This window comes from Corallococcus sp. RDP092CA (genome assembly GCF_041903675.1).
Lineage (GTDB): Bacteria > Myxococcota > Myxococcia > Myxococcales > Myxococcaceae > Corallococcus.
Window position 1 is genome coordinate 20,619 of the sequence record NZ_JAYESI010000036.1, and the last position, 25,248, is coordinate 45,866.

The following is a 25,248-nucleotide window of genomic DNA, read 5'->3' on the forward strand; positions in this document are numbered from 1 at the left end:
TCAGGGCAGGTCGGTTCCTCCGAGGAACAGCACGTCGTTGCAGCGCCGGAGGCGCGCCCAGGCGCGGAGGCCGCCGCGCCAGAGGCCGTACTTCTGGAGGGACTGGAGCCCGTACAGCGAGCACGTGGGGGTGTAGATGCACCGCCGCTTCCATCGGTGGGGCACCGCGTGGCGGTACAGCAGGATGAGCCTGCCCGGGGGACAGACAAGAGGGAAGGGGGGCGGAGCCGCGTGGCTCCGCCATGGCGCCTCCGCCGGATAGAATGCGGGGCTGGCCTCATCGTGGAAGGTGGACGCATGTCGAAGCCGCTGGAAGTCGTGAACGCCGTGCTGACCGCGGGCTTCGAGGGCCTGGGGCCGCTGTGCAGCGCGACGGGGTTGGCGGACGAGTACCTGCGCGACACGCGCTATGTGGACCACGAGGCGCGCATCGACTCGCTCATCCACTGGGAGACGGGGAAGCTGTTCACCACGGGCTTCCTGTCCGGGCTGGGCGGCCTGCTCACGCTGCCGGTGTCGCTGCCCGCGGGCCTGGGCGTGTCGTGGGCGGTGCAGGCGCGGCTGGTGGGCGCCATCGCGCGCATCCACGGGCACGACGTGGAGGAGGACCGCGTGCGGACCCTCACGCTGCTGGCCATCGTGGGGGACATCGGCAAGGAGGTGGTGAAGCAGGCCGGCATCGAGCTCAGCCAGCAGCTGGGCTTGCGCGCGCTGGAGGCCGTGCCGAAGCACACGCTGGGCAGCATCAACCGCGCGGTGGGCTTCCGGCTGGTGAGCAAGGCGTCGCAGCAGGGCGTCGTGAACCTGTCCAAGGTGGTGCCGCTGGCCGGTGGGCTGGTGGGCGGCGCGGTGGATGCGCTCGCGTGCCGCGCGGTGGGCGCCACGGCCCGGCGCCTGTTCGCGCCGGGGCCGGTGGGGCTCGTGCCGGGCATGTCGCCTGGATGACCGGGGATGGGGCTTGTCGTTGACGGTGGGCCCGCGCGCTGGAGTCATCCGGGCGCATGGGCCGTCTCCTCGTCCTCTTCTTCGCGCTGGGCCTCGGGGTGGGGGGCTGCCGGCGCTCGTCCGACGAGGCGGGCGCCGGGGGCCGCACGCGCATCGTCTTCAAGTTCCAGCCGCTGTGGGGCGACCCGAAGCCGTTCCGTGAGCTGCTGGCGCAGTATGAGCGCGCCAACCCGGACGTGGAGCTGGTGACGGAGGCGCTGCCGAACGCGTCGGACCTGGCGCACCAGTTCTTCCTCACGGCGTTGCAGGGCGGGGCCACGGACTTCGACGTGCTGGTGGCGGACGTGGTCTGGGTGCCGGAGTTCGCTCGCGCGGGCTGGGTGGCGGACCTGTCCGAGGACTTCCCTCCCGAGCGCCTGCGCGAGGAGTTCCTGCCCGGGCCGGTGGACGCCGTCGTGATGAATGGCCGCACGTACGCGGTGCCCTGGTACGTGGACGTGGGCATCCTCTACTACCGCACGGACCTGGTGCCTCGCGCGCCGCGCACCTACGAGGAGCTGCGGCGCTTCACCCGCGACGCGATGGCGAAGGCGCCCGGCATCCAGGGCTACGTGTGGCAGGGGCGGCAGTACGAGGGGCTGACCTGCAACGTGTACGAGGCCATCTGGGGCCATGGCGGCCTGTCGCTGGGGCAGGACGGCCGCGTGCTCCTGGAGACGGAGCCCGCGCGCGAGGCGCTGGCGTACCTGCGCGGGCTCATCGCGGACGGCGTGTCTCCTTCCACGGTCACGGGCTTCGGCGAGGAGGAGGCGCGGCGCGTGTTCCAGGAGGGCCGGGCGGTGTTCATGCGCAACTGGCCCTATGCGTGGCGCGAGGCGCAGGCGGAGGGCTCCCCCATCCGGGGCAAGGTGGGCATCGCGCCGCTGCCGACGGAGGATGGACAGCCGGGGTGGGGGACGCTGGGCGGGTGGCAGCTGGCGGTGAACGCGCACGTGTCACCCGCGCGGCGCAAGGCGGCGGCGCGGCTCATCGCGCACCTGACGTCGCCGGAGGCGAACCGCGTGCTGGCGCTGCACTACGCGCGCAACCCGCCGAGGCTGGCGCTGTACGACGACCCGGAGCTGCGCGCGGCGGAGCCGTTCATCGCGAGCTTGAAGGAGGCGCTGACGCGGGCGAGGCCTCGGCCGGTGACGCCGTACTACCTGCTCATCGCGGACGTGTTGCAGAGCGAGTTCTCCGCCGCCGTGGCGGGCCTGCGCACGCCGGAGGTGGCGCTCACGCGCGCGCAGAAGCAGGTGGATCACCTGACGGGTGAGCAGCCTCGCGAGGAGGACGAGTGAGGGGCGCGGGGTCGCAGGCGAGGGAGCGGCGGCAGGCGTACCTGCTGGTGGCGCCGGCCGTGGTCGTGCTGGCGGTGGTGGCGCTGTACCCGGTGCTGGCGGCGGTGTGGCTGAGCCTGCACCGCTTCATCCTGGTGTTCGGCGAGCGGCGCTTCACGGGGCTGGAGAACTACGCCTACCTGATGGGGGACGCGCGCTTCTGGTCCGCGCTGGGGAACACGGCGTACTTCACGGCGGTGGCGGTGGCGGTGGAGCTGCTGCTCGCGGTGCCGCTGGCGCTGCTGCTCAACCGCGCGTTCCCGGGACGGGGGCTGCTGCGCGCGTCGGTGCTGGTGCCGTGGGCGATTCCCACGGTGGTGAGCGCGCGGCTGTGGGCGTGGATGTTCAACCCGGACTACGGCCTCATCAACCGGCTGCTGGGCGGGGCGGACATCAACTGGCTGGGCGCCCCGGGGTATGCGTTGCACGCGGCCATCCTGGTGGACGTGTGGAAGACCACGCCGTTCGTCGCGCTGCTGGTGCTGGCGGGGTTGCAGGGCATTCCGGAGGACCTCTACAAGGCGGCGCGCGTGGACGGTGCGTCCGAGTGGCGGCAGTTCCGGTCCATCACGTTGCCCCTGCTCAAGCCCGCGCTGCTGCTGGCGGTGCTGTTCCGGTCGCTGGACGCATTCCGCGTGTTCGACGCCATCTATGTGCTGACGGAGGGCGGGCCGGCGAACACGACGGAGACGCTGAGCATCTACGCGTACAAGACGCTGATGCGCTCCGGGGACTTCGGATACGGCAGCACGCTGTCGGTGGCGACGTTCCTGGGCGTGGTGCTGCTGGCGGTGGTGTGGCTGCGCTGGCTGGGGCGCGAGGAGGGGCGGCGATGAAGCGGCCGGGGCTGGGCACGGCGCTGGCCGCGGTGGCGTTCCTTACGTTCTTCCTGGGGCCGTTCCTGTGGCAGGCCCTGACGAGCCTGTGGCCGGACGGCGAGCTGACCCGGCCCTGGCCCTCGCACCTGACGGGGGCGAGCTACCAGAGCGTGTTGTTCGGGCGGCCGTTCCTGTGGGCGGTGTTGAACTCGCTGGTGGTGGCGACGCTGACGACGGTGTTCTGCCTCACGGTGGGGGCGTCCGCGGCGTTCGCGCTGGCGAAGCTGGAGTTCCGCGGGCGGGGGCTGCTGCTGTCCGCGGCGCTGGGCGTGTCGATGTTCCCGCCCATCGCGACGGTGAGCCCGCTGTACCTCATCCTCAACGCGGTGGGGCTGCGGGACAGCCTGGTGGGGCTGGCGTTGCCGTACACGACGTTCGCGCTGCCGCTGACGTTGTGGGTGCTGACGTCGTTCTTCCGCCAGCTGCCGGACGAGCTGTACCGGGCGGCGCGGGTGGACGGGTGCACGCCCATTGGCGCGTTCCGCCGGGTGCTGTTGCCCCTGGCGGCGCCGGGCCTGGCGACGACGGCCATCCTGGTCTTCATCTTCGCGTGGAACGAGTTCCTCTACGCGCTGACGTTCCTGTCCACGCCGGAGAAGCGCACGGTGCCGGTGGCCATCAGCCTCTTCGCCAGCGAGTACAAGGAACCGTGGGGAGAGATCGCCGCCGCGTCGGTGGTGGCCACGCTGCCGCTGGTGGTGCTCACGGTGCTGTTCCAGCGGCGCATCGTGTCCGGGCTCACGGCCGGGGCGGTGAAGGAGTAGGCGCGGGCCGCCGCTGCTCGCGCGCCCGGCTCGGGGTCATGGTCTCCAGGGGCCTCCTCCGTCGCGGAGGAGCCTTCCCGCCCGGTGGCCGGCGGCTACCGGCCCGCCGCTTCGACCTCCGCCCAGAGGCGCTTGCCTTCGAGCGCCGTGTCGAGCGGCGCCCTGCGCTCCGCGACGCGCAGGAGCACCGCGGCCAGTTGCTCCAGGTGCATGGGCCGCAGGTTGTGCAGCAGCGGCAGCTTGCCCAGCGTGTGCAGGATGCCGGGCGGCGCGTGGTATTCGCCCTCCAGCGCGGGCGGACGCACCATCGTGTACGGGATGCCGCTCTCCCGGACGATGCGCTCCGCTTCCGCCTTGGCCTTCAGGTACGCGCCCACCGGGCTTCCCGCGCCCACCGATGTGAGCAGCACGAAGTGGTCCACCCCCGCCACCTTCGCCGCGTCCACCAGCTGGCGCGTGGTGCCGATGTCGCTCGTCTCGTAGGTGTCCCCGGCCGCGAAGCGCTTGCGCATCGTGCCGATGAGCTGGAGCACCGTCGTGCTGCCCTTCATCGCCTCCGCCAGCGCGGGGGCGTCCGCCAGCTCCAGCACCGCCTTCCCGGGCCAGGTGCTCGCGGGCTCCGTGTCCGCGCTCTTGGGCCGGACGTGCGGCGTCACGGACACGCCCCGCGCCAGGGCCTGCCGCATCAACGTGCGACCCGTGGCGCCCGTGGCGCCCGCGACGAAGAGATGACGAGGAGCTGCGCTGCTCATGGCGATGCCTCCCGGGCCAGCGTTCGCGGCCCCTGGAGCGCCTCTTGAGCACAGCGCCTCCGGCCTGCCCACTGTTTCTGGAGGCGGGGCGGGAAAGCAGACACGCCGGTCTCGGCGCTGGACCTCTCCTCGAGGTGGATGGAGGCGCGGGCCCGGGCCGACTTCTTCACCCCTCACGCCGCATGCGGCGCCCTGGCGCCGATGCGAAACCCGCCCTGCGCGACCCCACCTGCCCCGTGAGCTGGAATGGGAGGGACGACGCCTTCGTGATGCACGCGGACGGACCTCCCGCGAGCACCCTCGCCCCCATGTTCCCCCTCACCCTCGCCCGCCCTTGCCCACGCCCGTTGCCCGCGCCTCCTGACCTTCAGGGGTAGGCACCGCCGGGGGGCATGTCACCCGTGAGCACGAGGCGAGTGTTCTCTGTCCACGGAGTGGATGTGCGCGCAGGGTGGTGAGGTAGGTCTCGCGGAGGATTCGCGTCCATGTCGATCTCCCGCGACGTGGGCCGTCTTTTTCGACGAAACCCGTGGAGTCCCCCGAGAGGTCCCTCGCATGTCCCGCTACCTGATGCTGCTGCACGAGAACCCCGCCGCCTTCGCCGCCATGTCCCCCGCCGAACTCCAGGCCATCCTGGAGGAGTACGCCCGGTGGAGCGACGCGCTCCTCCAGGAGGGCCGGCTGCTCCAGGGCGAGAAGCTGCGCGACGACGGCGGCCGGCGCCTGAAGCAGCAGGGCGGACAGGTGCTCGTGTCGGACGGGCCGTACGCGGAGGTGAAGGACGTGGTGGGGGGCTTCTTCATCCTGTCGGCCGAGTCGTATGACGCCGCCGTGGCCCTGGCGCGGACGTGTCCACACCTGCGCTACGGCGAAGTCGAGCTTCGCGCCATCGAAGAGGTCTGACGGCGTGTCCTCCGTGGAGCAGGCGCTGGAGCTGGCCTTCCGCCGGTGGTCCGCGGGGCTCGTCGCGGCCCTGGTCCGGCGCGTGGGGCTGGGGCGGCTGGACCTGGCGGAGGACGCGGTGCAGTTCGCCATGCTCCAGGGGGCGCGGACGTGGAGCTTCCACGGCATTCCGGAGCAGCCGCGCGCGTGGCTGCTGCGCGTGGCGCTGAACCGGCTGACGGACCTCCTGCGGCAGCGCGCGCCGGAGGTGCCGGAGGGGGACTCGGCGCCCGAAGAGGACGCCGGGCCTCCGGAGGAGGCGCCCACGCGCTTCGCGGCGGAGCTTCCGGACGATGCGCTGCGGTTGCTCTTCGCGTGCTGCCATCCGGCGCTCTCGCGCGAGATGCAGGTGACGCTCACGTTGAAGGTGGCGTGTGGCTTCTCCGTGCGCGAGGTCGCCGCCGCGCTGCTCGCGGACGAGCCCACCGTGGCGCAGCGGTGGGTGCGGGCGAAGCGGACGCTGCGCGCCTGCCGCGCCACGCTGGAGGTGCCTGCTCCGGAGGCGCTGCCGGAGCGGGTGGGCTCGGTGCACGCCGTGCTCTACCTGCTCTTCAACGAAGGCTATGAAGCCTCCGAGGGCCATGACCTGTCCCGCGCGGAGCTGTGTGGAGAGGCGCTCCGTCTGGTGGAGGTGTTGCTGTCGCATCCGGGGACCGCGACGCCGGAGGGGCACGCGCTGGCGGCGCTGTTCTGCTTCCGGATCGCGCGGCTGCCAGGGCGCGTGGATGCCCGGGGCGCGTTCGTGCCGCAGGAGGCGCGGGAGGGGACGGAGGCGTCACCGCCCTGGATGGCGCGAGGGCTGCGGCACCTGCGCGCTTCCATGGGGACGGTGCTGACGCCGCTGCACCTGGAGGCGGAGATCGCCCTCGTGCACGCGAAGGCGTCCGTGCCGGGGCCGGAGGACAGTGCCCGGTTGCTGCGGCTGTACGACGCGCTGCTCTCGCTCAAGCCGTCGCCCATCGTCGCGCTGGGCCGGGTGGTGGCGCTGGGACGGGTGCGCGGACCGGCCGAGGCGCTGGAGGCGTTGGGCCCCTTGCGAGCGGAGGCGGTGCTGCGGCGCTATCCGTACCGCTTCGCCGTGGAGGGCATGTTGCTGGAGCAGCTGGGCGAGCGGAGTCGGGCGGCGGATTGCTTCCGTCAGGCCGCGGCGCTGGCCCGGACGCCGCCGCAGCGGGAGTACCTGCTCGGGCGGGCCCGGGCCTGCGAGTAGGGGGCGCGTGCTACCGTCACTCCCGTCGAGACATGGGGAGCGGACATGGCGCTGAGCACGTCGGCGGAGTTCAAGTCGGACCTGGGCATGGAGCCCCGTCAGCTGTTGCCCATCGTGTCCCGGTTGGATGACTTCGTCCGGCCGTTCTGCGCCGCGCTCGATGCGTTCCATGCGGACTGGAGCGGCTGGGGTGGCAAGGCCACGTACTACTTCACGGGCAAGCAGGCGTGGGTGGACGCGCGCCTGAGGGCGCTCGATACGGCGGAGCACCTGCTGTACCGGCTGTTCGACCTGGAGCGTGAGCGGCTCACGAGCTCCAGGGCGTCGCGCCGGCTGTTGATGCGGCTCCTGGTGGAGATCCAGGAGAAGCACATCGAGCTGGTGGACTATGTCCACACGAAGAACCTGCTGCTCTTCACGCCGGACCGCGCGACGCTGGGGACCGCGGCCCGCGCGCAGTTGGACGCGGACTGGGATGCGCTGCGCAACGGTACGGGCGCGGTGGCGCTGCCCGCCGACCCCCGGTTCGCGCGTGGCAACCGCGAGGTGCGCGCCATCCACGCCCGGCTGCTGTCTCGGCCGCATGGCCGGGAGTTGATGCGGTGGATCCTCGCCTCCACCGCCGAGGATCCGGTGTGGCCGGTGACGCTGGTGCTGACGCAGGCGTTCACGCCGTCCGCCCGGTTCCGCCAGCAGGTGGCGGTCAACCGCCAGCGCGTGACGGAGATGACCGACCAGTTGCGTCCCCTGGAGGAGGAATACGAGGCGGTGGGCGGGCAGCTGTCCCAGATGGAGGGCGAAGCCCGGCGCGGAAACGAGCCGTGGGGCGAGCTGCGCGAGCGGCTGAAGGTCTCGTCGAAGCCCTACGCCGACCTGTCTACGAGGCAGGACGAGCTGGGCCGTCGCATCGACCACATCAAGGACGAGCTCCCCAAGTACGAGGAGGACGGTCACGGCGAGGACTACATGCTGACCGAGCCCGCGCCCGGCATCGCGGGGAAGGCCAGTGGCCGGGGCTCCAGGCTGAGCATGCGCTCCGGGCTGCGCGACAGCACGCAGCGCAACTACTCCGGCGAGCAGTACCCCATCCCCGCGCCGGCCTTCATCGTGTACGGGCACGAGCTGATCCACATCCTCCAGCACCGCTATCCGACGCGGATGATCCTGGACCCCCTGGTCTATCCGCACGGGCACGCGAAGCACGCCTACAGCAACACCTCCGAGCACGAGACCATCCGCGCGCTGCGCAAGCGCCGCACGGCGGAGCACCTGCCGTTCTTCGAGAACCAGCTCCGCGAGGAGCACCAGCTCCCGAGGCGCAAGCACCACAACGGCACCACCGCGTTCGACCTGGGCGAGACGGATTGAGGCGTCCGCGATGTCCGGCTCCCAGGAGCAGTGGAGGGACCTGGGGCAGCGGGGATGGCCGCTGCTCGTGGCGTGCTTGTGCTGGCCGCTCCTCCCTGTCGTGGGATGGGCATTGTAGGGGCGTCCAGGAGGGGAGGCCTTCGGGCTGGGGGCGATGCTTTTCGTCGTTTCGGGCTTCGCTGTCTCGTCACACGAAAGTGCCTGCACCGCGGCCTTCCGAGATGGGCCTGAGCCGCAGATGCGAGTGACGCGAAGTGGGGCGGGGTTGCTGATGGTGCTGCTGGTGACGGGCTGTGGTTCCGCACCACGAACTCGAAGCCTGGGCTACACGCCGCGCGAGGCGCATGGGCGAGGAGAGGCCTCGGAGTCGCGGCAGCGATTGTCGCGCCGTCAGGGCGCACGCGCGGAGGTTGCTGTTGGGGGTGATGCACGAAGCGCCACCCAGACGCGTCAAGCCGTGCTCACTGGCATCGCCGAGGTGAAGTCTTCCCTGGGCGGTGTCGAAGCCGCGCTCTCGCAGCTGGAGTCCCGTCCTCCGGCCCTCGTGGGACGGAGCCTCCATGGTGTCTTCACCCGCTACCTCGACCATGGCTCCAGTCAGCTGAGGTGGATGCGTGGCGCGCTCGGGAGCGCCACCGCGCTGACACGGGCGGCTTCGGAGGTGGGGGAGCCGGACATGGAGCTGGGGCTCCTGCGCATGACGGGGCCGAAGCTCCAGGCGGCCCTGTTCGGCACGCTCCTCCTGGCCACCTGGGTGGACTTCCTCCACCTCGCGGATGCCAGGCTCCGCGATTGTCCCATGTGCAGCGTGGAGAAGCTCTTCGTCGACCTGCATCGCGTGCAGGGAATGATGGAGCCCACGCTCGCGGGCCTTGCTGCGCAGGACCTGGAGCGGGTGGAGGCGGCGGCGGTTGAGATGCCCGGGTTGGTGGGGAAACTGACCCGTGAATTCGCCGCGCTCCATCGAGAGACGCTCTCGACCATGAAGCTCGGCGGGCAGGTCATCGTGGCGGTACAGGCGATGGAGACGCTCGCCATGATCTCCACGCTGAAGGTGTCGCTACCGCGATTGCCCCCCGCGGCGCCCGCGACGCTCGGCGTGGGTTTCGTGATGGGCTCGGGCGGAGTCCTGATGGGCTCCCGGCTGGTGGTCTCCGCCGAGTGGGTGGAGATGATGCGAAGGCTGGTGCGCGCGGGTGTCCTCTCCGTTCCCGCCGTCGGCTCCGCCGTGCTCATCCACGGTGGACAGGTGCTGATGGCGCAGGCGCCCGAGGACCTGCCCAAGGGTGTGCGCGATGCGCTGGGGGACAGCCCCGAGGTCCGGGCGATGCACGAAACCGGCAGAGCCGGGGCGGGCATGTCCGACGCGCCGAAGCACCACGTGTTGCCACAAGAGCACCGCGAGTGGTTCGAGCAGCGCGGCTTCACGGGCGACATGGACATCGACCAGTTCTGTGTCCAGTTGGAGCAGGCCCACCACGAGGCCATTCACGGCGGGGGAAACTGGAAGCTGGGACGCACATGGCCCGGCGAGTGGAACAGGATGATCATGGAAGCATTGCGTGAGACTGAAATCGAAGTGGGACGCACGCTGACGCGGAATGAGATCCTGAGCATTATCGCGGCTCGCATGAAGCGCTACGACATCCCCATGAGATTCATTCAATCGGGACCGCGATGACCGACGGACGTTCTTGGCAGGGCAATTGGAAGGCCCGCCTCTATGAGCGTGTGCGCGAACGCGGCTTCAGTTCGCTGACCGCCTTTGCCGAGGCGCGCCCCGCCATTCCTCTGAACCAACTTGCCGAGGAACTGGGAAGGGATGACATCGCCGGGGTGCAGGTGCTGGGGGGCTTGTATGCCGAGGCGGAGCAGCGCAAACAGGTCACGCGTTTTGTGCGTGACGTGCTCGTGCGTGAGTTGTCCGAGAGCCTCCCCAATGGCTGGCCGGCTGTCATGGACGACGAGTCTCGGTTCCAGGTCGCCAAGGCGCTTGGTTGCTGGACTGCCGATACGCCTGACTCTCACAAGGAGCGGGTCAGACAGGCCAGGGCGGTTCTTCGCGGGAATCCACCACCGCCCGGCTGGCGCCCGCTCGGCCCCGATGACGAACTGCTTCGCGCGCTCTTGCCTGACGAGGAAGCCTGACCAGTCCAGCGAGCCGCGCGGGAGCCGCTATGTGTCCCTCCAACGTGGATTGAAGGGACACACCAGGGAGCAGAAGGGGACGACGCGGTTGGGATGAAGGCGATAGAGGGTAACGGCGCGTCCTGCACGGGGTTCCTATCGCTTCATCCCCTCGTATCCCCCGGCGGCGTGGCCACCACCTCCCGGCCCAGCTCCAGCAGCGTGGCGCTCTCCGACGGATCCGGCCGCTTGTCCCGCAGCGTGACGAACTCCTCCGCCGCCGTGGGGTGGATGCCCACCGTGGCGTCCAACTGCTTCTTCGTCACGCCGCACTTCAGCGCCACCGCCAGCCCCTGGATGATCTCCGGCGCGTCCGCGCCCACCATGTGGAAGCCCAGCACCCGCTCCGTGCCCCGCTCCACCACCACCTTCATCATCGACCGCTCGTCCCGGCCCGTCAGCGTGTGCTTCATGGGCCGGAAGCTGGAGACGTAGACGTCCACCTTGCCATGGCGCTCGATGGCCTCCCGCTCCGTGAGCCCCACCGTGCCCACCGGCGGCTGGCTGAAGACCGCGGACGGGACGTTCTCGTGGTCCATCGTCACCGGGTTGTTCCGGTAGAGCGTCTCCACCATCGCCCTCCCCTCCGCGATGGCCACCGGCGTGAGGTTGAGCCGGTCCGTCACGTCCCCCACCGCGTAGATGCTCTCCACCGACGAGCGCGACTGCGCGTCCACCACCACCGCGCCGCGCTCGTTCAGCTTCACGCCCGCCTCCTCCAACCCCAGGCCCTGCGTGTTGGGCACGCGGCCGGTGGAGTACAGCACCGCGTCCACCTCCACCGTGTCGCCCATGCGCGTCAGCAGGCTGAGCGTGCCGTCCGCGCGCCTCTCGATGTCCTGGACGAACGTCTCCGGGCGGATGTCCACGCCCTTCTTGCGCATCTCCTGCGTCAGCGCCGCGCGGATGTCGTTGTCGAAGCCGCGCAGCACCGTGTCGCCGCGAATCAGCATCGTCACCTTCACGCCCAGCGCCGCGAAGATGCCCGCGAACTCCACGCCGATGTAGCCGCCCCCCACCACCGCCACCCGGCGCGGCAGCGCGGGCAGCTCCAGCGCCTGCTCCGACGTGAGCGCGTGCTCGATGCCCGGCACCTCCGGCAGGTAGGGCCGCCCGCCCGTGGCCACCAGGATGCGCTCCGCCGTGTAGCGCTTGCCCGCGACCTCCACCGTGTGCGCGTCCACCACCCGGCCCCGGCCCTCCACCAGCGTCACGCCCGCGTCGCGCAACAGCCGCCCGTAGATGCCCGTCAGCCGGTCCAGCTCCTTCGCCTTCACCGCCTGGAGCTTCTTCCAGTCCAGCGCGGGGCTGCTCACCGTCCAGCCGTAGCCCGCCGCGTCCTCCAGGTCGTAGCGGTAGTGCGCCGCGTACACGAGCAGCTTCTTGGGCACGCACCCTCGCAGCACGCAGGTGCCGCCCACGCGCCCCTCCTCGCAGATGGCCACCTTCGCCCCGGAGGCCCCCGCGCGCCGGCTGGCCGCCACGCCGCCCGATCCCGCGCCCAGTGTGAACAAGTCGAAGTCGTAGCCCGCCATCGGTGTCCTCCCTGCTTCAAGAAATGGGGGTTCAGCGCCCCAACGGGAAGGAACCCTGCCGGGCCCTGCCCGCCGGGCTGCTCCCCGGGGTCCAGAGCGCCTCCCGCTCCGCCTGCCCCGGTTGCATTCAATCCCCCTCTCGCACGGGAAGGGGGGATATCCTTGCTGGCAGGGCGGCTCCCCCTCATGTCTCACCCCCCCTCCTGCCAGACTTCCCCCCGGACGGGTGCTCCGGACGCCGACACGTCTCCGGGCATGGATCCGGAGGTGGTGGGCCGTCGCTACCGCATCCTCGACCTGCTGGGGCGCGGCGGGGCGGGCACCGTGTGGCGCGCGCAGGACGGGCTCTCGGGCCCCGTGGCCCTCAAGCGCCTGCACAAGACGGTGGCGGACCTGGCGCGGCGGCCCGGCCGGGGCACCCCCTCCGCCTTCGCCACGCAGGGCATGGCGCTGTCGCTGGCCCACGAGTTCCAGACGCTGGTGTCGCTGCGCCACCCGCACGTCATCCGCGTGCTCGACTACGGCTTCGACGCGGAGGGCCGGCCCTACCTGGCCATGGACCTCCTGGAGGACGCGCGCACGCTGGTGGAGGCCGGCGCGGGCGCGCCCCTGGCGACGCAGGTGGGGCTGCTCATCCAGACGCTCCAGGCGCTCGCGTACCTGCACCGGCGCGGCATCATCCACCGCGACCTGAAGCCCGCGAACGTGCTGGTGGTGCGCGGCCAGGTGAAGGTGCTGGACTTCGGCCTGGCCGTGGGCCGCGACCAGCAGGGCCGCCGCGCGCAGCCCGCGGGCACCCCCGGCTACCTGGCCCCGGAGCTCTTCGAGGACCAGCCCCCGTCCGAGCTGACCGACCTGTTCGGCTTCGGCGCCATGGCGTGCCAGATGTTCTTCGGCCGGCTGCCCCACGCGGGCCAGGTGTTCGCGACGCCGGGCTTCCCGCCCGCGCTCAAGGCCCTGCTGGAGCAGCTGGTGGCGCCGGAGGCCCACCGCCGGCCTCGCGACGCGGAGTCCGTCATCACCGCGCTGAGCGCCGCCGTGGGCCAGCCCCGGCCCGCCGAGTCCGCCGCCACGCGCGAGAGCTTCCTCCAGTCCGCGCGCTTCGTGGGCCGCGTGGCGGAGCGCGAGCACCTGACGGAGGTGCTGGACGCGGCGCTCGCGGGCCAGGGCGGCGCGTGGCTCGTCGGCGGGGAGAGCGGCGTGGGCAAGTCGCGCCTGCTGGAGGAGGTGCGCTCGCTGGCGCTGGTGCGCGGCGCGGTGGTGCTGCGCGGCCAGGCGGTGGACACCGGCGGCCTGCCCTACCAGGAGTGGCGCGCCGTGCTGCGCTGGCTGCCCATGCTCACGGAGCTCTCCGACCGCGAGGCGGGCGTGCTCCGGCCGCTGGTGCCGGACCTGGACGCGCTCGTGGGCCGCGAGGTGTCCGCCGCGCCGGAGCTGGACGCGGACATGGCGCAGCTGCGCCTGCACCAGACGGTGGAGGACGTCTTCGCCCGCCTGCCGCAGCCCACCGTGGTCATCCTGGAGGACCTGCACCAGGCGCACGCGGAGTCCCTCCAGCTCCTCGCGCAGCTCGCGGCGAAGGCGCCGGGGCTGCCGCTGCTCCTGCTCGCGAGCTTCCGCGACGACGAGGCCCCGCAGCTGCCGGAGCGCCTGGCCGGCACCCGCACGCTGAAGCTGCACCGGCTGAACGCGGAGGAGATCGCCCAATTGGGCGAGTCCATGCTGGGCGCCGTCGGCCGCCGGCCGGACGTGGTGGAGCTGCTGCGCCGCGAGTCGGAGGGCAACCCCTTCCTGCTGGTGGAGGTGGTGCGCGCGCTGGCGGAGGAGGCGGGCGGCCTGGACCGGCTGGGCGCCGTCGCGCTGCCGCAGCGGGTGTGGGCGGGCGGCATGCGCGCGCTGGTGCACCGCCGGCTGGAGAAGGTGCCCCGGGAGGCGCGGGAGCTATTGGACGTGGCGGCGCTGCTCGGCCGCGAGCTGGACCTGGCGGTGCTGGAGCGGGCCGCGCCCGGCGTGGACGTGGAGGCGTGGCTCACCGACTGCGCCTCGGCGGCGGTGCTGGACGTGGCGGACGGCCGCTGGCGCTTCGCGCACGACAAGCTGCGCGAGCGGCTGCTGGAGGACCTGTCCCCCGCGGTCCGGCCCGCGCTCCACCGGCGCGCGGCCCAGGCGCTGGAGGCGGCCCACCCCACGGGCCATGCCGCGGCGCTGTCGTACCACTGGGGGCAGGCCGGGGACGCGGCGCGCGAGGCACACCACGCGCGCATCGCCGGCGAGGAGGCGCTGGCGGTGGGCGCGTGCCGGGAAGCGCTGCCGCTGCTCACGCGGGCGCTGGCGGTGGCGCCCCAGGCCCCGCCGCTGGAGCAGGGCCGCGTGGAGGCGCTGCTGGCGGAGGCGCGCTTCCAGCTGGGAGACCTGGAGGCCTTCCGCGTGCACGCGGAGTCCGCGCTCGCGCGCTTCGGCTGGCGCGTGCCCGCGTCGCGCGTGGCGTGGGTGCTGGGCACGCTGGGGCAGGCGCTGTCGCGGCTCGCGCAGGGCGCCCGGCCGGACGCGTTCGTGGATGACTCCCCGCCGCGGCGGGAGACGCGGCGGGTGGCGGGCCGGCTGCTGATGCGGCTCACCGACGCGTTCATCTACGCGCAGGAGGCGCTGCCGGTGCTGTGGAGCGGCCTGCGCATGCTCAACCTGTGCGAGCCCGCGGGGCCCACGCCGGAGCTGGCGCGCGGCTACACGGTGATGGCGGTGGTGGCGGGCACGGTGCCGGTGCACCGCGTGGCGGACGCGTGGGTGAAGCGGGCGCAGGAGGTGGCCGAGCGCGTGGGCCGCCCGGCGGACCTGGCCTACGTGCTCAACCGCAACGCCGTGTGCGCGGTGTACCAGGCGCGCTGGCAGGACGTGGAGGCGTGGCTGGCGCGGGCGACGGCCATCGTGGACTCGGTGGGAGACCTGCGGCTGGCGGAGGAGTGCCGCGCGCTGCTCACCGTGTCCGCCATGTACCGGGGCCAGTTCGCGCGGGGCCTGCCGCTGATGGACTGGCTGGAGGCGTCCGCGGTGCGCCGGGGCTCGGCGCAGACCCGGCACTGGGCGCAGCATTACCGGGCCCACATGCTGCTGCGGCTGGGCGAGCACGCGCGGGCCCGCGCGGCGCTGGAGCCGGCGCTCGCGTGGACGGAGGCGCACGGCGGCGCCACCGACCGCATCATCGTGGACGGCACGCTGGCGCTCCTGTGCCTGCGCGAGGGCGACGCGGCGGGCGCTCGCGCGGCGGCGGAGAAGGCGCTGGCGCGGCTGTCCGCGGGCAAGCCGGTGGCGCACTTCGTCTACTTCGGCGCGACGGCGGTGGCGGAGGTGCTGCTCACCCTCCTGTCGCGCGAGACGCCCGGGCCCGGCCTCCAGGCGCTCACGCACAGCGCGCGGGCCGCGCTCCAGGAGGTGGAGCGCTTCGCGAAGGTGTTCCCCTTCGGCGAGCCGGCCGCGTGGCTGTGGCGCGGCTGCGAGGCGTGGCTCTCGGGGCGGCACCGCAAGGCCCTCCGCGCGTGGAAGCGCTGTATCGTGGCGTCGGCGGCACGCGGCACGCCCTACGAGGCGGCGCGCGCGCGGCTGGAGTGGGCGCGGCGCCTGCCCGCGGACGACGCGGCGCGCGCGGAGCTGCTGCGCCAGGCGGCGGAGGACTTCACCCGGCTGGGGGCGCGCGAGGACCTGGCGCGCACCCTGGCCGAACAGGGGACGGCAGGGTGACGAAGCGATGATGCGAGTGCAGGACGTAGCGCTGCTGGCCTGCCCGGACTGCCGGGGCCCGCTGGTGTGGCACGGGCAGCGCGAGGACGACCGGCTGGACGAGGGGCGCCTGCTCTGTGGCCGTTGCGGCGAGACGTGGGTGGTGGAGGACGGGCTCGCCCGGCTGTACCGCGAGGACCGCGTGCAGGGCACGGACCGCCTGATGCGCCACCTCTACGACGGGCTGCCCGCGCTGCACGACCCGCTGACGACGGTGCTCACGCCGCTGTTCCAGTCCGTCTCCGAGTCGCGGATGCGCGACGGCTACATGCGCCGGCTGGAGCTGGGCGCGCTGCGGGCCCGCGACGACGGCCAGCCCGTGCGCGTGCTGGAGGTGGGCGTGGGCGCGGGCGCGAACCTGCCGCGCATCCGGGGGGCGCTGCCGCCGGGCCTGCCCGTGGAGGTGTGGGGCCTGGACCTGAGCACCGGCATGCTGGCGCAGTGCGAGAAGCGGCTGCGCAAGGGCCGGGGCGTGAAGGACACGCGCCTGCTCGTCGCGGACGCGCACGCGCTCCCGTTCCGGGACGCCGCCTTCGACCGCGTCTTCCACGTCGGAGGCATCGGGAGCTACCGCCAGCCCGCGGTGGCGCTGCGGGAGATGGCGCGGGTGGCGCGGCCCGGCACGCCGCTGGTGGTGGTGGACGAGCAGCTGGACGCGGCCTTCCGCCCGTCGCTGTTCCAGCGCGCCGCCTTCCGCGCCCTCACGTTCTACACGCGCGAGGCGAAGAGCCCCCGCGCGCTGCTGCCGCAGGGCTCCGAGGGCGTCATCGAGGAGCAGGTGTCACCGTTCTACTACTGCCTCACGTTCCGCGTTCCGGCCGTCACGGGTTGAGCACCAGGTCCAGCAGCCGCAGCGTCATGCCGCCCGTGAAGTCGATGGTGGCCCCGTTGAACCACGCGGCGTCGTCGCCCACGAGCACGGTGACGAAGCGGGCCACGTCGTCCAGCGTGGCCATGCGCCCCGCGGGGTTCATGGCCGCGTGGCGCTCCTCCAGCCGGGCCAGCGCCTCCGGCGAGTAGACGTGGCGCAGCGCGGGCGTCATCACCGTGCCGAACTTGAGCAGGTTGACGCGGTGGCCCTTCGGGCCCAGCTCCATGGCCAGGTGGCGCACGTACATCTCCAGCGCGGCCTTGGCGGCGCTGATGAGGCCGGTGTTGCCCAGGTGCGTCTCATCCAGCGGGTTCTGCAAGCCCAGCAGGCGCGCGTCCGGGGCCAGCAGGTCCCGCTTCACCAGCGACTGCGCCCAGTACACGAACGAGTGCGCCATGCAGTCGAACGTGCGCTGGAGGCGGCGCGGGTGCAGCCGGTCCGGGCCCTCCGACAGGAAGCGCCCCACGGACGCGCCGGCGATGGCGTGCACGAACAGCTTCACGCTGCGGGGGCCCGCGCGCTGGAGCAGCTCATCCGCGCCGGCCTCGGCGGCTTCGGGCGTGGAGGCGTCCGCCTGGCGCAGGTGCACGTCCCGGCCCAGGTCGCGCACGCGGAGCTCCAGCGCGCGCGCGGTGTCCGGGTAGCGGCCCCGGTGCACGCCGAAGACGTTCAGGCCCGGCCGGCGCGCGACCGCCTCCGCGATGGCCGCGCCCGTGCCGGAGGAGGCGCCCAGGATGAGCGTCCATGCCGGGGGCGGCGGGTCCTCCTCCCTTGCTGGAGGAGATCCGCCTGCTGGGGGAGGCTCGTGCATGGTGCCTCCATCATAGGGAGTCGGGCGCGGCGGGGCTCGGGAGATGCCCGCGCGGCCCGTGGGGACTCACCGCCCGCCCAGGGGCCGGGCGGCCGCGACCACGAGCGAGGCGTTGTCCGCCGCGCGCTGGCCGTCCGGGAGCGTGAGCGTGTCCTCCAGGCCGATGCGCGTGTCGAAGCCGTGGCGCCGCGCCCACTCGAGCACGGCCCACGCGCCGCCCTCGGCGCCGTGCACGAGCAGCGGCCGCGTGAGCCCCGTGGCGCGCAGCAGGTCCACCAGCGTCCTCGCCTCCTGACACGCGGCCTCGGGGTGGGAGGACTGCGTCTCCACGAGGAGGCGCAGGCACCTCGGGGCATGGGGCCACGCGGTCAGCCGGGGCACGTCCTCCGGGAACCACACGCCCGCCTCCACGCCGATGCCCGCGTCGAGCAGCGCGTCCGCGATGGACTCCCAGCCGGGCTCGGACAGGTTGACGGAGGCGAAGTCGGGCCGGGTGCCGGGGGACAGGGCCCTCCAGCTGGCGATCCGCGCGCGGCGGGCCTGCACGTCCGGGAGGATCCACGCGCCGGTGCTGACGCCCACGGGCACGCCCGGACAGGCGTGGCGGATGTCGGCCACCGCCACGCCGATGTCCGCCGCGTCCAGCGACTCACCGCCGTGCGCCGCTCGCGGGTGCACGTGGAGCGCGCCCGCGCCCGCGGCGTGGCAGGCGACCGCGTCCCGCGCGAGCGCGCCGGGGGTGACGGGCAGCCGGGGATGATCCGCCGCGGCGCGGGCTCCATTGAGGCAGGCCTTGAGCAACATGTGCGGGATGAAGCCACGGATGGCGCCGCCCACGGGCGCCTGGAAGCGGCTCCGTTCGCTGGTGGAAGTCTCGCCGCACGAAGGGCGGGGTCGCCCGTCCCCGGGGCCGTGACCATCTACCCAAGAGGGACGCAGCCCCGCGCCATGGGGGAGGAGCTCCCCGTGACCTCCCGGGCGCGCTGATGACACTGAAACATGTCTTGAACACAAGTCAGTGAAGTCACGAAAAAGTAGAGAGCCTGGCTCCCCTGGGCAGCGTGAAAGGCTTTCGTGAATTGCTTCGTGTGACGGCAGGAAAAATACACCTGAGCCGTCACGGATCAGTTGTTTCACGACGCCAGTCCGTTTACCCATGGAGGGTGCATCCACGGCTCGCCCCCGAGGCGTGGCGAAGGAGCATCACGTCGTGAGTCCGCAGGACGAGGTCGTGTTCGGCCACACGGTGGAAGGCCTGCTGGTGGCCCTGGACGGGCATCTGGACGCCGCGCTCCGGGCGAGGTTGAAGGACGCGGGCCTGGACGTGGAGGGAAAGCGGGCGCCCGCGTATCCCAAGGCGCAGTGGTACCAGTGGCTGCGGATCTCCGCGGAGGCGCTCTTCCCGGGCGTCCCGCTCCCCCAGGCGCATTGGCAACTGGGAGAGCGGTTCATCGAGGCCTACTTCTCCACGAGCATGGGCCGCGCGCTGCAAGCGGTGCTGAAGATCCTGGGCCCCGCGCGCACGCTGGAGCGCACCACGCGCAACATGGCCTCCGGCAGCAACTTCGTGCGGGTGGACGTGGAGCGGCTGGGCCCCACGGACTACCGGCTCAAGGTGAACGACGCGGGCCTCCACCCGGAGTTCTTCGGCGCCCTCTGCCACTTCGGGACGCTGACCACCGGCGTGCAGGGGCTCACCACCGTGGTGGAGGCCCACGCGGCGCCCTCCGCGACGTACCGGATGCGCTGGTAGCGCGGCGGGCCGGAGACGTCAGCCGTGGGAGATGACGAACTCCTGCGCTCCCACGCGCACCTGGAGCAGGCGCTGGACGCCCGACCCCAGCTTCCACCGGATGGCGAGCTGATCCATCCACGCGACGAACGCGGCGACGCGGAAGTCGTCGCAGAGCAGGTCATCCAGGGCCGCGAACACCTGCTGCACGGCGGAGCTGGAGTCGTTCTCCGCGATGACGGCCTCCGACTGGATGGCCTTGTTCAGCGCGATGAGCTTGTCGAGCAGGTCCCGCCAGAACGCGTACACCTTCCCGTAGGGGCGGCCGCCGAGGTCCCCCCCGTAGCGCGAGGACTGCACGAGCACGTCCGAGAACGTGCCCGTGGCGCCGCTCTGCTCCCAGTGTGACGCGACGAAGCCGTCCGCCCCCGCCTGGGTCTTCAGGTGCCAGGCCACGCTCGCCTTCGCCCGGTCGAGCGTCCAGTCCTTCCCCCCGTCCTTGAGGTACGCGTCCCAGAGCGGCATGTAGAGCTCCTCCCGGCGCTGGAGGCTGGCGCGCACGGGCTGGTTGGCCCGGGGCAGGGCGCGCGCCAGGGCCCTCGCGAAGGCGTTGCGCTCGAAGACGGGCTCGGAGCCCAGCTTCACCAGCAGCCGCCGGAAGCTCGGGTTGTCCACGCGCAGGTCCAGCCGCGTGGCGGACTTCGTGCCGGCGGGCGCCGCGCGGAAGATGCGGTCCACCAGCGCCGGCGCGTCCTCCGGCCGGACCGCGCCCCAGACGGTGGCCCCGTCCACCGCGCGCTGGATGAGCTCCTTCGTCAGGTCGTCCTCCACCTGGCTCTGGGCGAAGAGGGAGTACTCGAACTCGTCCGCGCTGGGCGTGAGGCTGAAGCTCGGCATCTGCGCGCTGAAGTCGAGCCCCCAGCGGGACGTCTTCCCGTACAGCACGCCGGAGCTCGTGTAGCTGCGCGCCCCCAGGAAGGCGAAGCGGCGCGGGCCCTGCCGGTGGTCGCGGGACGCGTGCTGGACGACGGCCTTGAGCTTCCGCCGGTCCTCGTTCGAGGCGAAGTCGAGGTCGCGCCAGCCCAGGCCCAGGCCCCAGACGCGCTGGGACTCCACGGACTTCATGTGGAAGTAGCGCCGCGTCCAGGCGTCATCCACCCGGCGCTGGATGGAGGCCAGGTCGCCGGAGAGGAGCGCGCCGTGCGCGCCCGCCAGCTCCGCCTCCGGCACCTCCAGCTCCAGGAGGGTCGCGTCCTCGGTGCTCCGCGCGTACTCGTACTCGAAGCCGGCCTTGAGCGCGCCGCCCACCACGCTCTCCACGAAGTCCTTCAGCTCCTCATACGCGGCCGTCACCGACGCGAGCGTGGGCTCCGCCGACTTGAGGAACCCCAGCTGCTTCAGCAGCGCGGCGGCGAGCTGTAGGAGCGCGGGCTGGAGCGAGCCCTGCTCCAGGCCCTCGACGACCTTCAGGGCGTCCTGCGCCTTGGAGTCCACGGCGCCCAGGATGGACGCGAGCAGCGGCGACGAGTACCCCAGCGAGACGCCCGCGGACACCTGGGCCGCCGCGGAGTCCGAGGTGGCCTTGCGGACCGACACGCGGAACGAGCCGCCGTCCTCCGGCCGCGAGAAGACGAGGCGGAACTCGTCCTGGAGCGACACGGTGCCGCCGATGGACGCGCCCGCCTCCGCCTTCAGCTCGAACACCAGCTGGCCGGCGAGCCGCTTCGCGAGCGCCGCCACCAGGGTCGTGCTGATGGCGGACCAGGACGCCTTCACGCCGGTCTTCAGCGCCACGCGCGTCTGGAACGACAGGGCGTCACCGGGCTGGAGCGCCTGCACGTCCCCCAGCACGAAGGGCAGGCGCAGCGACTTCACGTCCGAGCCCAGCGCGGCCTCCAGCGTCTGCGTCGCGGCGTGCCGCCGGTAGTCCGCCACCTGCACCTGGAGCGCCCCGCCGCCGCTCAGCTCCACGAAGGGGAAGGAGCCCTGGCCGTTGGCCTCCGCGCTCAGCTCCGCGGCGTACTTCAGCCAGCACGCGGCCCCGTCCGGGGAGAAGAGGGGCTCCACCGTGGAGCCGTCGGACTCCTTCGGGGGCACGCCGATGATGCCGTGGGCGTCCCTGTCGTCCCGGTCGTTGAAGAGCTCGACGGGGACCTTGAAGGCGCCCGTGAGCGACACCTGGCCGCCCTGGATGGGGATGGCCTTGTTGCCGTTCAGCTCGGCGTTGCCCAGCGCCTGCTCGTGCGCGGCGTTGCCCAGCGCGAGCTTGAGAGTGTTCACCGCGGGAATGTGGATGCTCCAGCTCATGAGGCCCCCCAGCCATGGAATGAGGCTGGGGATCATTGCCGCGAGCCCCGCCTGGCCGCTTCCGGCGCCAGGGAGGTGCGACTGTCCTCACCGTGAAAGCGGCCTCACCCGGGTGCGGTGGGAGTGTTCAGCCCCTGGCATCCGGGCGGCCCCGGGGCCGCCCGGGCCACGCCGCGTCCAGCAGGGCCTGCACCGCGCCCGTCACCTCGCGGTGCACCGTCAGCAGTGACTGCCGGTCTTCCGCGTCGAACCCCGGGGCCAGGTGGGGCGTCAGCGGCTCGCCGACCCATTGGATCATCTTCACGGGGAAGGGCAGGGACAGCGGCCACGGGCCCGTGGCGCCCAGGCCCAGCCACAGCGGCAGCCGCCCCGGCATCCCCACGCGCTTGCCCCACGCGTAGCCGTCATTCAGGCCCACGTAGGCGTCGTCCATGCCGTGCCCCGCGATGGGCACGATGGGCAGCCCGTAGCGCACGGCCAGGCGCAGGTAGCCCAGCCGCTCTCCCCAGTCCACGCGGTAGCGGTGCCGGAAGTCGCGGCAGCCCTCGCGCGTGCCTCCTGGCTGCACCAGCACGTGCTCGCCCCGCCTCACCGCCTCCGCCAGCAGCGGGCCGTCACCCGTGACGAAGCCCAGCCCGTCCGCCACCCGCCGCATGCCGGGGATGCGGTCGAACGCGCCGTGGGCGATGCCGTGCGGCAGGTAGCCCAGGTGGTCGTGCAGCGTCACCGTCAGCATGCACAGGTCCACCGCCAGGGGCCGCCCGTGGTAGCCCACCAGCAGCTTCGCGCCGGGACGCAGGAGCGGCTCCAGGTTCACCACTTCATAGCGGTGGTAGCGCTGGAGCAGGCGGAACGTCGTCAGCCACGCGGCCCTCGCCGCCGTCGCCGTGACGCTCACCCGCCCACCCGGTACAGCACCGCGCCGTGCGCCACGCCCGCGCCCACGCCCACCATCAGCACCCGGTCCCCCGGCTTCACCGGCCGCGTGCGCCACAGCCGATCCAACCCCGTGCCCAGCGACGCCGAGCCCACGCTGCCCACCGTGTCCACCACCGTCACGCTCTTCTCCACCGGCACCCCCAGCGCCTGGAGGATGGCCGCGAACATGCTCCCGTTCGGCTGGTGCGTGAGCACCCACTCCACGTCCGCCACCGCCAGCCCCGCGCCCTGGAGCACCTCCGACGCCGCGCGCGTCAGCGCCCCCAGCGCCACGCGCGTCATGTCCCGCGCGGGCGTGAGGAAGCGCATGGGCTCGAGCCCGCCCGCCTGGTGCGGGTTCTCCAGGACGACGTCCGGCGGCAGCGTGCCGTCGTTGCCGAGCGCCACCCCCAGCACGCCCTCGCCGGGCCGCGCGTCGCCCAGCACCACCGCCGCCGCCGCGTCGCCCAGCACCAGGTAGGGCCGGGGGTCCTCCGGCCGCGTGGTGCGCGACAGCAGCTCCACGGACACCACGCCCACCGGCCCCAGCCCCGTCGCCACCGAGCGCGCCGCCAGGTCGAACGCGCTCAGGAACCCCATGCACGCGTTGCCCACGTCCATCGCGTCGCACGTGCCGGACAGCCCCAGCGCCGCCGCCACGCGGCTGCCGTTGGCCGGCGTGATGACGTCCCCGCCCATGGACGACACGAAGAGGATGCGCCGGAGCGCCGTCGCGGGGAGCCCCGCGGCCTCCAGCGCGCCCCGCAGGGCCCGGGCCCCCAGGTCCGCCGCGCGCGTGCCCTCCGGGGCGAAGTGCCGCGTGCGGATGCCCGTCTTGCGCTCCACCGCCGCCGCGTCGCGGCCCACGCGCGCGCACACCTGCGCGGTCGTCACCGGCGGACCGGGCAGCACGCTCGCGGTGCCGAGGATGCGGACGGGGATCACGCGGCCCGGCTCCCGCTGGCCGGGTGCCCGCGCGTGCGCAGCGCCTCCCAGGCCTGCTTGAGCTCCAGCAGCTTCTGCTCCAGGCCCATGTCGTGCGCGGCCTCGTCCAGCACCGCGTCCACGTGCGTGAAGCGCATGGCCCCGAGCAGCGGATGGTCGCGCGTGCCCACGTCGTACCGCAGGTCCCCGCGCGAGGACTCCAGGTCGCCGTTGCGGTGCAGGAGCAGCACGCCGCTGGCCAGCAGGTCCTTCGCCCGCGCCAGCGGGTTGAGCGCGGAGAGGAACAGCCCCACCGCCCCGGGCAACAGCGGCCGCGCGGCGTGGTGCTGGCCCGCGGGGAAGATGTTGCTGGAGAAGACCAGGTCCGCGCCCGCCTCCAGCAGCACGTCCACCGGCACCATGCTGGTGAAGGCCCCGTCCACGTAGCGCGCGGGAGGTTGCAGCGTGGGCGCCCAGACGCCCGGCGCGGAGCCGCTCGCGCGCACCGCCAGCGCCAGCGGCCCCCTCTCCAGCACCACGCAGCGGCCCGTGGTCAGGTCCGTCGTCACCGGCAGGAAGCCCACGGGCAGCTCCTCCAGCGCCAGGTCCCCCAGGTCGCCGCGCACCAGCCACTCCATGGCCTGCGTCGTCACCACCGAGGACAGCGCCGCGGCGGACAGGTGCCCGCCCCGCGCGCGGTGCTGGAGCCGGCGCAGGCCGTCCAGGCCCTCGCGTCCGTCGCGCGCCGTCCCGCAGTAGTACGCGCCCACCAGCGAGCCCATGCTGGCGCTGCTGAGGAGGTCCACCGGCACGTCCAGCGCGGCCAGCCGGCGCAGCAGGTGCACGTGGTAGAAGCCCCACACGCCGCCGCCGCTGAGCGCCAGCCCCACGCGCCGGCCGGTGATGGCGCGCGCCCACCGCGACAGCGCGTCCCGCGTCCCCGCGTCCAGGCCCAGCGCCGCCAGCGGCCGGGCGTCCCCGGGCCGCACCACCAGCCGCTCCCAGTCCAGCCGCAGCCGGCACCCGGGCGGCGGCGCGTGCTCGTCCCACCCGTCCTCTTCCGACAGCGGGCGCCCCTGCAGGGTCGGGCTGCCCTGCGGCCGCCACGGCGACACCAGCGCCGTGGGCAGCACCGGCGCGCCCGGCGTCCCCGCGCCGTCCCCTTCGCCGCCGGGGGGCACGAGCCGGACCTCCCGGGGCCTCAGCGCGTCCGGCACCGCCACGCCCTCCACCAGCACGCAGTCGAAGTCCTCGCCCTCCAGCAGGAGCGGCGCGTGGGGGCGCAGCGTGCGGCGGAACACGCCGTCCGCGCCGCGCACCGCGCGGTCCCCGCGCTTCGTCCCCCCCGCGCGCACGAGCAGCACCCGGTCCCCGAAGTCGTGGACCATCACCTTCGCCACCTGCTCCACCAGCACGGACAGCACCGCGGGCGGCAGCTCCAGCCCCCGCGCGTGGAACGTCACCACGTCCGCGCGCGGCGCCGTGCCCGCCCCCGCGCCTCCAGGTCGGGGCACCGCCGCCACCGCCTCCAGCTCCGCGCGGGGGAGGAAGAGGGCGTGCGACGCGGACTCCGCCGTCACCGTGACGGGCCACGTGCCGCGCGCGAGCGCCTCCACGCCCAGCGACATTCCCGGGCGCAGGTGCAGGAGCACCGTCCCTCCCGCCGTCACCCGCCACTCGCCCGAGCGCAGGAGGTAGACGCCGTCCACGGGCTCGCCCTCGCGGCAGAGGCCCTCGCCCGGCAGGGGCTCCACCCGCCGGGCCCTTTCCAGCAGGCGGAGCAGCACGGACGCGCGCGTGTGGCGCAGCGCGGGGGCTTGCTTCAACGAGTACAGCCACCGACGCCGCTCATCGACAGTCAGGGGAGAAGCCATGCGTCGCCCAAGGATAACCAGGACGCTCCAGCGCCGGATAGCGCACCGGAGTGCCTGCCCGCTTTGCGGGTCCTTGG

At 73.1% G+C, this 25,248-nt stretch carries 21 protein-coding genes; 12 read left to right on the forward strand and 9 right to left on the reverse strand.

Annotated features, from left to right (window positions below):
- Positions 1-411, reverse strand: coding sequence for a membrane protein insertion efficiency factor YidD (gene yidD, locus U8525_RS29025; RefSeq protein WP_374270003.1), 411 nt, complete (start codon positions 409-411; stop codon positions 1-3).
- On the opposite strand from yidD, the gene U8525_RS29030 reads away from it, so the two are divergent.
- The 4 genes from U8525_RS29030 to U8525_RS29045 are packed head-to-tail and all read left to right on the forward strand — an operon-like array spanning position 298 to position 3,966.
- The gene (locus U8525_RS29030) at positions 298-945 is read left to right on the forward strand and encodes an EcsC family protein (protein ID WP_374269952.1); all 648 of its coding nucleotides are present in this window, start codon (positions 298-300) and stop codon (positions 943-945) included. The two genes, yidD and U8525_RS29030, sit on opposite strands and share 114 nt — an antisense overlap.
- 56 nt (positions 946-1,001) lie before the next feature.
- Positions 1,002-2,285, forward strand: a complete 1,284-nt coding sequence (locus tag U8525_RS29035; protein WP_374269953.1) for an ABC transporter substrate-binding protein — start codon at positions 1,002-1,004, stop codon at positions 2,283-2,285.
- Positions 2,282-3,160: a carbohydrate ABC transporter permease gene (locus U8525_RS29040; protein ID WP_374269954.1), complete on the forward strand. Its 879-nt coding sequence runs from the start codon at positions 2,282-2,284 to the stop codon at positions 3,158-3,160. The genes U8525_RS29035 and U8525_RS29040 overlap by 4 nt, the downstream gene beginning before the upstream one ends.
- The gene (locus U8525_RS29045; RefSeq protein WP_374269955.1) at positions 3,157-3,966 is read left to right on the forward strand and encodes a carbohydrate ABC transporter permease; all 810 of its coding nucleotides are present in this window, start codon (positions 3,157-3,159) and stop codon (positions 3,964-3,966) included. Before U8525_RS29040 ends, U8525_RS29045 begins: the two co-directional genes overlap by 4 nt.
- A gap of 95 nt (positions 3,967-4,061) precedes the next feature.
- Here U8525_RS29045 and U8525_RS29050 read toward each other — a convergent pair whose 3' ends face one another.
- Positions 4,062-4,718, reverse strand: coding sequence for an NAD(P)-binding oxidoreductase (locus U8525_RS29050; protein ID WP_374269956.1), 657 nt, complete (start codon positions 4,716-4,718; stop codon positions 4,062-4,064).
- Between the two features lie 555 nt (positions 4,719-5,273).
- Here U8525_RS29050 and U8525_RS29055 point away from each other — a divergent pair.
- From U8525_RS29055 to U8525_RS29075, 5 genes are all read left to right on the forward strand, one after another.
- On the forward strand, positions 5,274-5,621 hold the full coding sequence (locus U8525_RS29055; protein WP_374269957.1) for a YciI family protein: 348 nt from the start codon (positions 5,274-5,276) through the stop codon (positions 5,619-5,621).
- Between the two features lie 4 nt (positions 5,622-5,625).
- Entirely contained in the window at positions 5,626-6,870 is a 1,245-nt protein-coding gene (locus U8525_RS29060; RefSeq protein WP_374269958.1) for an RNA polymerase sigma factor, read from the forward strand.
- Positions 6,871-6,915: 45 nt separating this feature from the next.
- Complete coding sequence (locus U8525_RS29065; protein WP_374269959.1) at positions 6,916-8,238, forward strand: hypothetical protein; 1,323 nt, start codon at positions 6,916-6,918, stop codon at positions 8,236-8,238.
- Between the two features lie 271 nt (positions 8,239-8,509).
- A complete protein-coding gene (locus tag U8525_RS29070) occupies positions 8,510-9,919 on the forward strand; it encodes a DUF2380 domain-containing protein (protein WP_374269960.1) in 1,410 nt (469 codons plus the stop codon).
- Positions 9,916-10,386, forward strand: coding sequence for an NUDIX hydrolase (locus U8525_RS29075; protein ID WP_374269961.1), 471 nt, complete (start codon positions 9,916-9,918; stop codon positions 10,384-10,386). Before U8525_RS29070 ends, U8525_RS29075 begins: the two co-directional genes overlap by 4 nt.
- A gap of 143 nt (positions 10,387-10,529) precedes the next feature.
- Here the strand turns inward: U8525_RS29075 and gor are convergent, their stop codons facing one another.
- Positions 10,530-11,960, reverse strand: coding sequence for a glutathione-disulfide reductase (gor, locus tag U8525_RS29080; RefSeq protein WP_374269962.1), 1,431 nt, complete (start codon positions 11,958-11,960; stop codon positions 10,530-10,532).
- Positions 11,961-12,215: 255 nt separating this feature from the next.
- On the opposite strand from gor, the gene U8525_RS29085 reads away from it, so the two are divergent.
- Positions 12,216-15,695, forward strand: coding sequence for an AAA family ATPase (locus U8525_RS29085; RefSeq protein ID WP_374269963.1), 3,480 nt, complete (start codon positions 12,216-12,218; stop codon positions 15,693-15,695).
- Between the two features lie 7 nt (positions 15,696-15,702).
- Positions 15,703-16,566 (forward strand): methyltransferase domain-containing protein, encoded by an 864-nt coding sequence (locus U8525_RS29090; protein ID WP_374269964.1) that lies wholly within the window; start codon positions 15,703-15,705, stop codon positions 16,564-16,566.
- On the opposite strand, the gene U8525_RS29095 is transcribed toward U8525_RS29090, so the two are convergent.
- Positions 16,556-17,416: an SDR family NAD(P)-dependent oxidoreductase gene (locus U8525_RS29095; RefSeq protein WP_374269965.1), complete on the reverse strand. Its 861-nt coding sequence runs from the start codon at positions 17,414-17,416 to the stop codon at positions 16,556-16,558. The genes U8525_RS29090 and U8525_RS29095 overlap by 11 nt on opposite strands.
- Before the next feature lie 66 nt (positions 17,417-17,482).
- The gene (locus tag U8525_RS29100) at positions 17,483-18,220 is read right to left on the reverse strand and encodes a 3-keto-5-aminohexanoate cleavage protein (protein WP_374269966.1); all 738 of its coding nucleotides are present in this window, start codon (positions 18,218-18,220) and stop codon (positions 17,483-17,485) included.
- Positions 18,221-18,626: 406 nt separating this feature from the next.
- On the opposite strand from U8525_RS29100, the gene U8525_RS29105 reads away from it, so the two are divergent.
- Positions 18,627-19,169: a DUF2378 family protein gene (locus U8525_RS29105; protein ID WP_374269967.1), complete on the forward strand. Its 543-nt coding sequence runs from the start codon at positions 18,627-18,629 to the stop codon at positions 19,167-19,169.
- 18 nt (positions 19,170-19,187) lie between these two features.
- Here the strand turns inward: U8525_RS29105 and U8525_RS29110 are convergent, their stop codons facing one another.
- The 4 genes from U8525_RS29110 to U8525_RS29125 form a co-directional block, all read right to left on the reverse strand.
- Positions 19,188-21,455 (reverse strand): hypothetical protein, encoded by a 2,268-nt coding sequence (locus tag U8525_RS29110; protein WP_374269968.1) that lies wholly within the window; start codon positions 21,453-21,455, stop codon positions 19,188-19,190.
- Positions 21,456-21,582: 127 nt separating this feature from the next.
- Positions 21,583-22,353, reverse strand: a complete 771-nt coding sequence (locus U8525_RS29115; protein WP_374269969.1) for a lysophospholipid acyltransferase family protein — start codon at positions 22,351-22,353, stop codon at positions 21,583-21,585.
- On the reverse strand, positions 22,350-23,318 hold the full coding sequence (locus U8525_RS29120; protein ID WP_374269970.1) for a 3-oxoacyl-ACP synthase III family protein: 969 nt from the start codon (positions 23,316-23,318) through the stop codon (positions 22,350-22,352). Before U8525_RS29120 ends, U8525_RS29115 begins: the two co-directional genes overlap by 4 nt.
- Positions 23,315-25,171 carry a patatin-like phospholipase family protein gene (locus U8525_RS29125; protein WP_374269971.1) on the reverse strand — a complete coding sequence of 619 codons (1,857 nt, stop codon included), beginning with the start codon at positions 25,169-25,171 and terminating at the stop codon, positions 23,315-23,317. The genes U8525_RS29120 and U8525_RS29125 overlap by 4 nt, the downstream gene beginning before the upstream one ends.
- Between the last annotated feature and the right edge of the window lie 77 nt (positions 25,172-25,248).

What these genes read in the sequence shown, in the direction of transcription:
- U8525_RS29030 (WP_374269952.1), top strand. Translation starts at nt 298, where the DNA reads ATGTCGAAGCCGCTGGAAGTCGTGAACGCCGTGCTGACCGCGGGCTTC.
- U8525_RS29035 (WP_374269953.1), top strand. Translation starts at nt 1,002, where the DNA reads ATGGGCCGTCTCCTCGTCCTCTTCTTCGCGCTGGGCCTCGGGGTGGGG.
- U8525_RS29045 (WP_374269955.1), top strand. Translation starts at nt 3,157, where the DNA reads ATGAAGCGGCCGGGGCTGGGCACGGCGCTGGCCGCGGTGGCGTTCCTT.
- U8525_RS29050 (WP_374269956.1), bottom strand. Translation starts at nt 4,718, where the DNA reads ATGAGCAGCGCAGCTCCTCGTCATCTCTTCGTCGCGGGCGCCACGGGC.
- U8525_RS29055 (WP_374269957.1), top strand. Translation starts at nt 5,274, where the DNA reads ATGTCCCGCTACCTGATGCTGCTGCACGAGAACCCCGCCGCCTTCGCC.
- U8525_RS29065 (WP_374269959.1), top strand. Translation starts at nt 6,916, where the DNA reads ATGGCGCTGAGCACGTCGGCGGAGTTCAAGTCGGACCTGGGCATGGAG.
- U8525_RS29070 (WP_374269960.1), top strand. Translation starts at nt 8,510, where the DNA reads ATGGTGCTGCTGGTGACGGGCTGTGGTTCCGCACCACGAACTCGAAGC.
- U8525_RS29075 (WP_374269961.1), top strand. Translation starts at nt 9,916, where the DNA reads ATGACCGACGGACGTTCTTGGCAGGGCAATTGGAAGGCCCGCCTCTAT.
- gor (WP_374269962.1), bottom strand. Translation starts at nt 11,960, where the DNA reads ATGGCGGGCTACGACTTCGACTTGTTCACACTGGGCGCGGGATCGGGC.
- U8525_RS29085 (WP_374269963.1), top strand. Translation starts at nt 12,216, where the DNA reads ATGGATCCGGAGGTGGTGGGCCGTCGCTACCGCATCCTCGACCTGCTG.
- U8525_RS29090 (WP_374269964.1), top strand. Translation starts at nt 15,703, where the DNA reads ATGATGCGAGTGCAGGACGTAGCGCTGCTGGCCTGCCCGGACTGCCGG.
- U8525_RS29095 (WP_374269965.1), bottom strand. Translation starts at nt 17,416, where the DNA reads ATGCACGAGCCTCCCCCAGCAGGCGGATCTCCTCCAGCAAGGGAGGAG.
- U8525_RS29100 (WP_374269966.1), bottom strand. Translation starts at nt 18,220, where the DNA reads ATGTTGCTCAAGGCCTGCCTCAATGGAGCCCGCGCCGCGGCGGATCAT.
- U8525_RS29110 (WP_374269968.1), bottom strand. Translation starts at nt 21,455, where the DNA reads ATGAGCTGGAGCATCCACATTCCCGCGGTGAACACTCTCAAGCTCGCG.
- U8525_RS29125 (WP_374269971.1), bottom strand. Translation starts at nt 25,171, where the DNA reads ATGGCTTCTCCCCTGACTGTCGATGAGCGGCGTCGGTGGCTGTACTCG.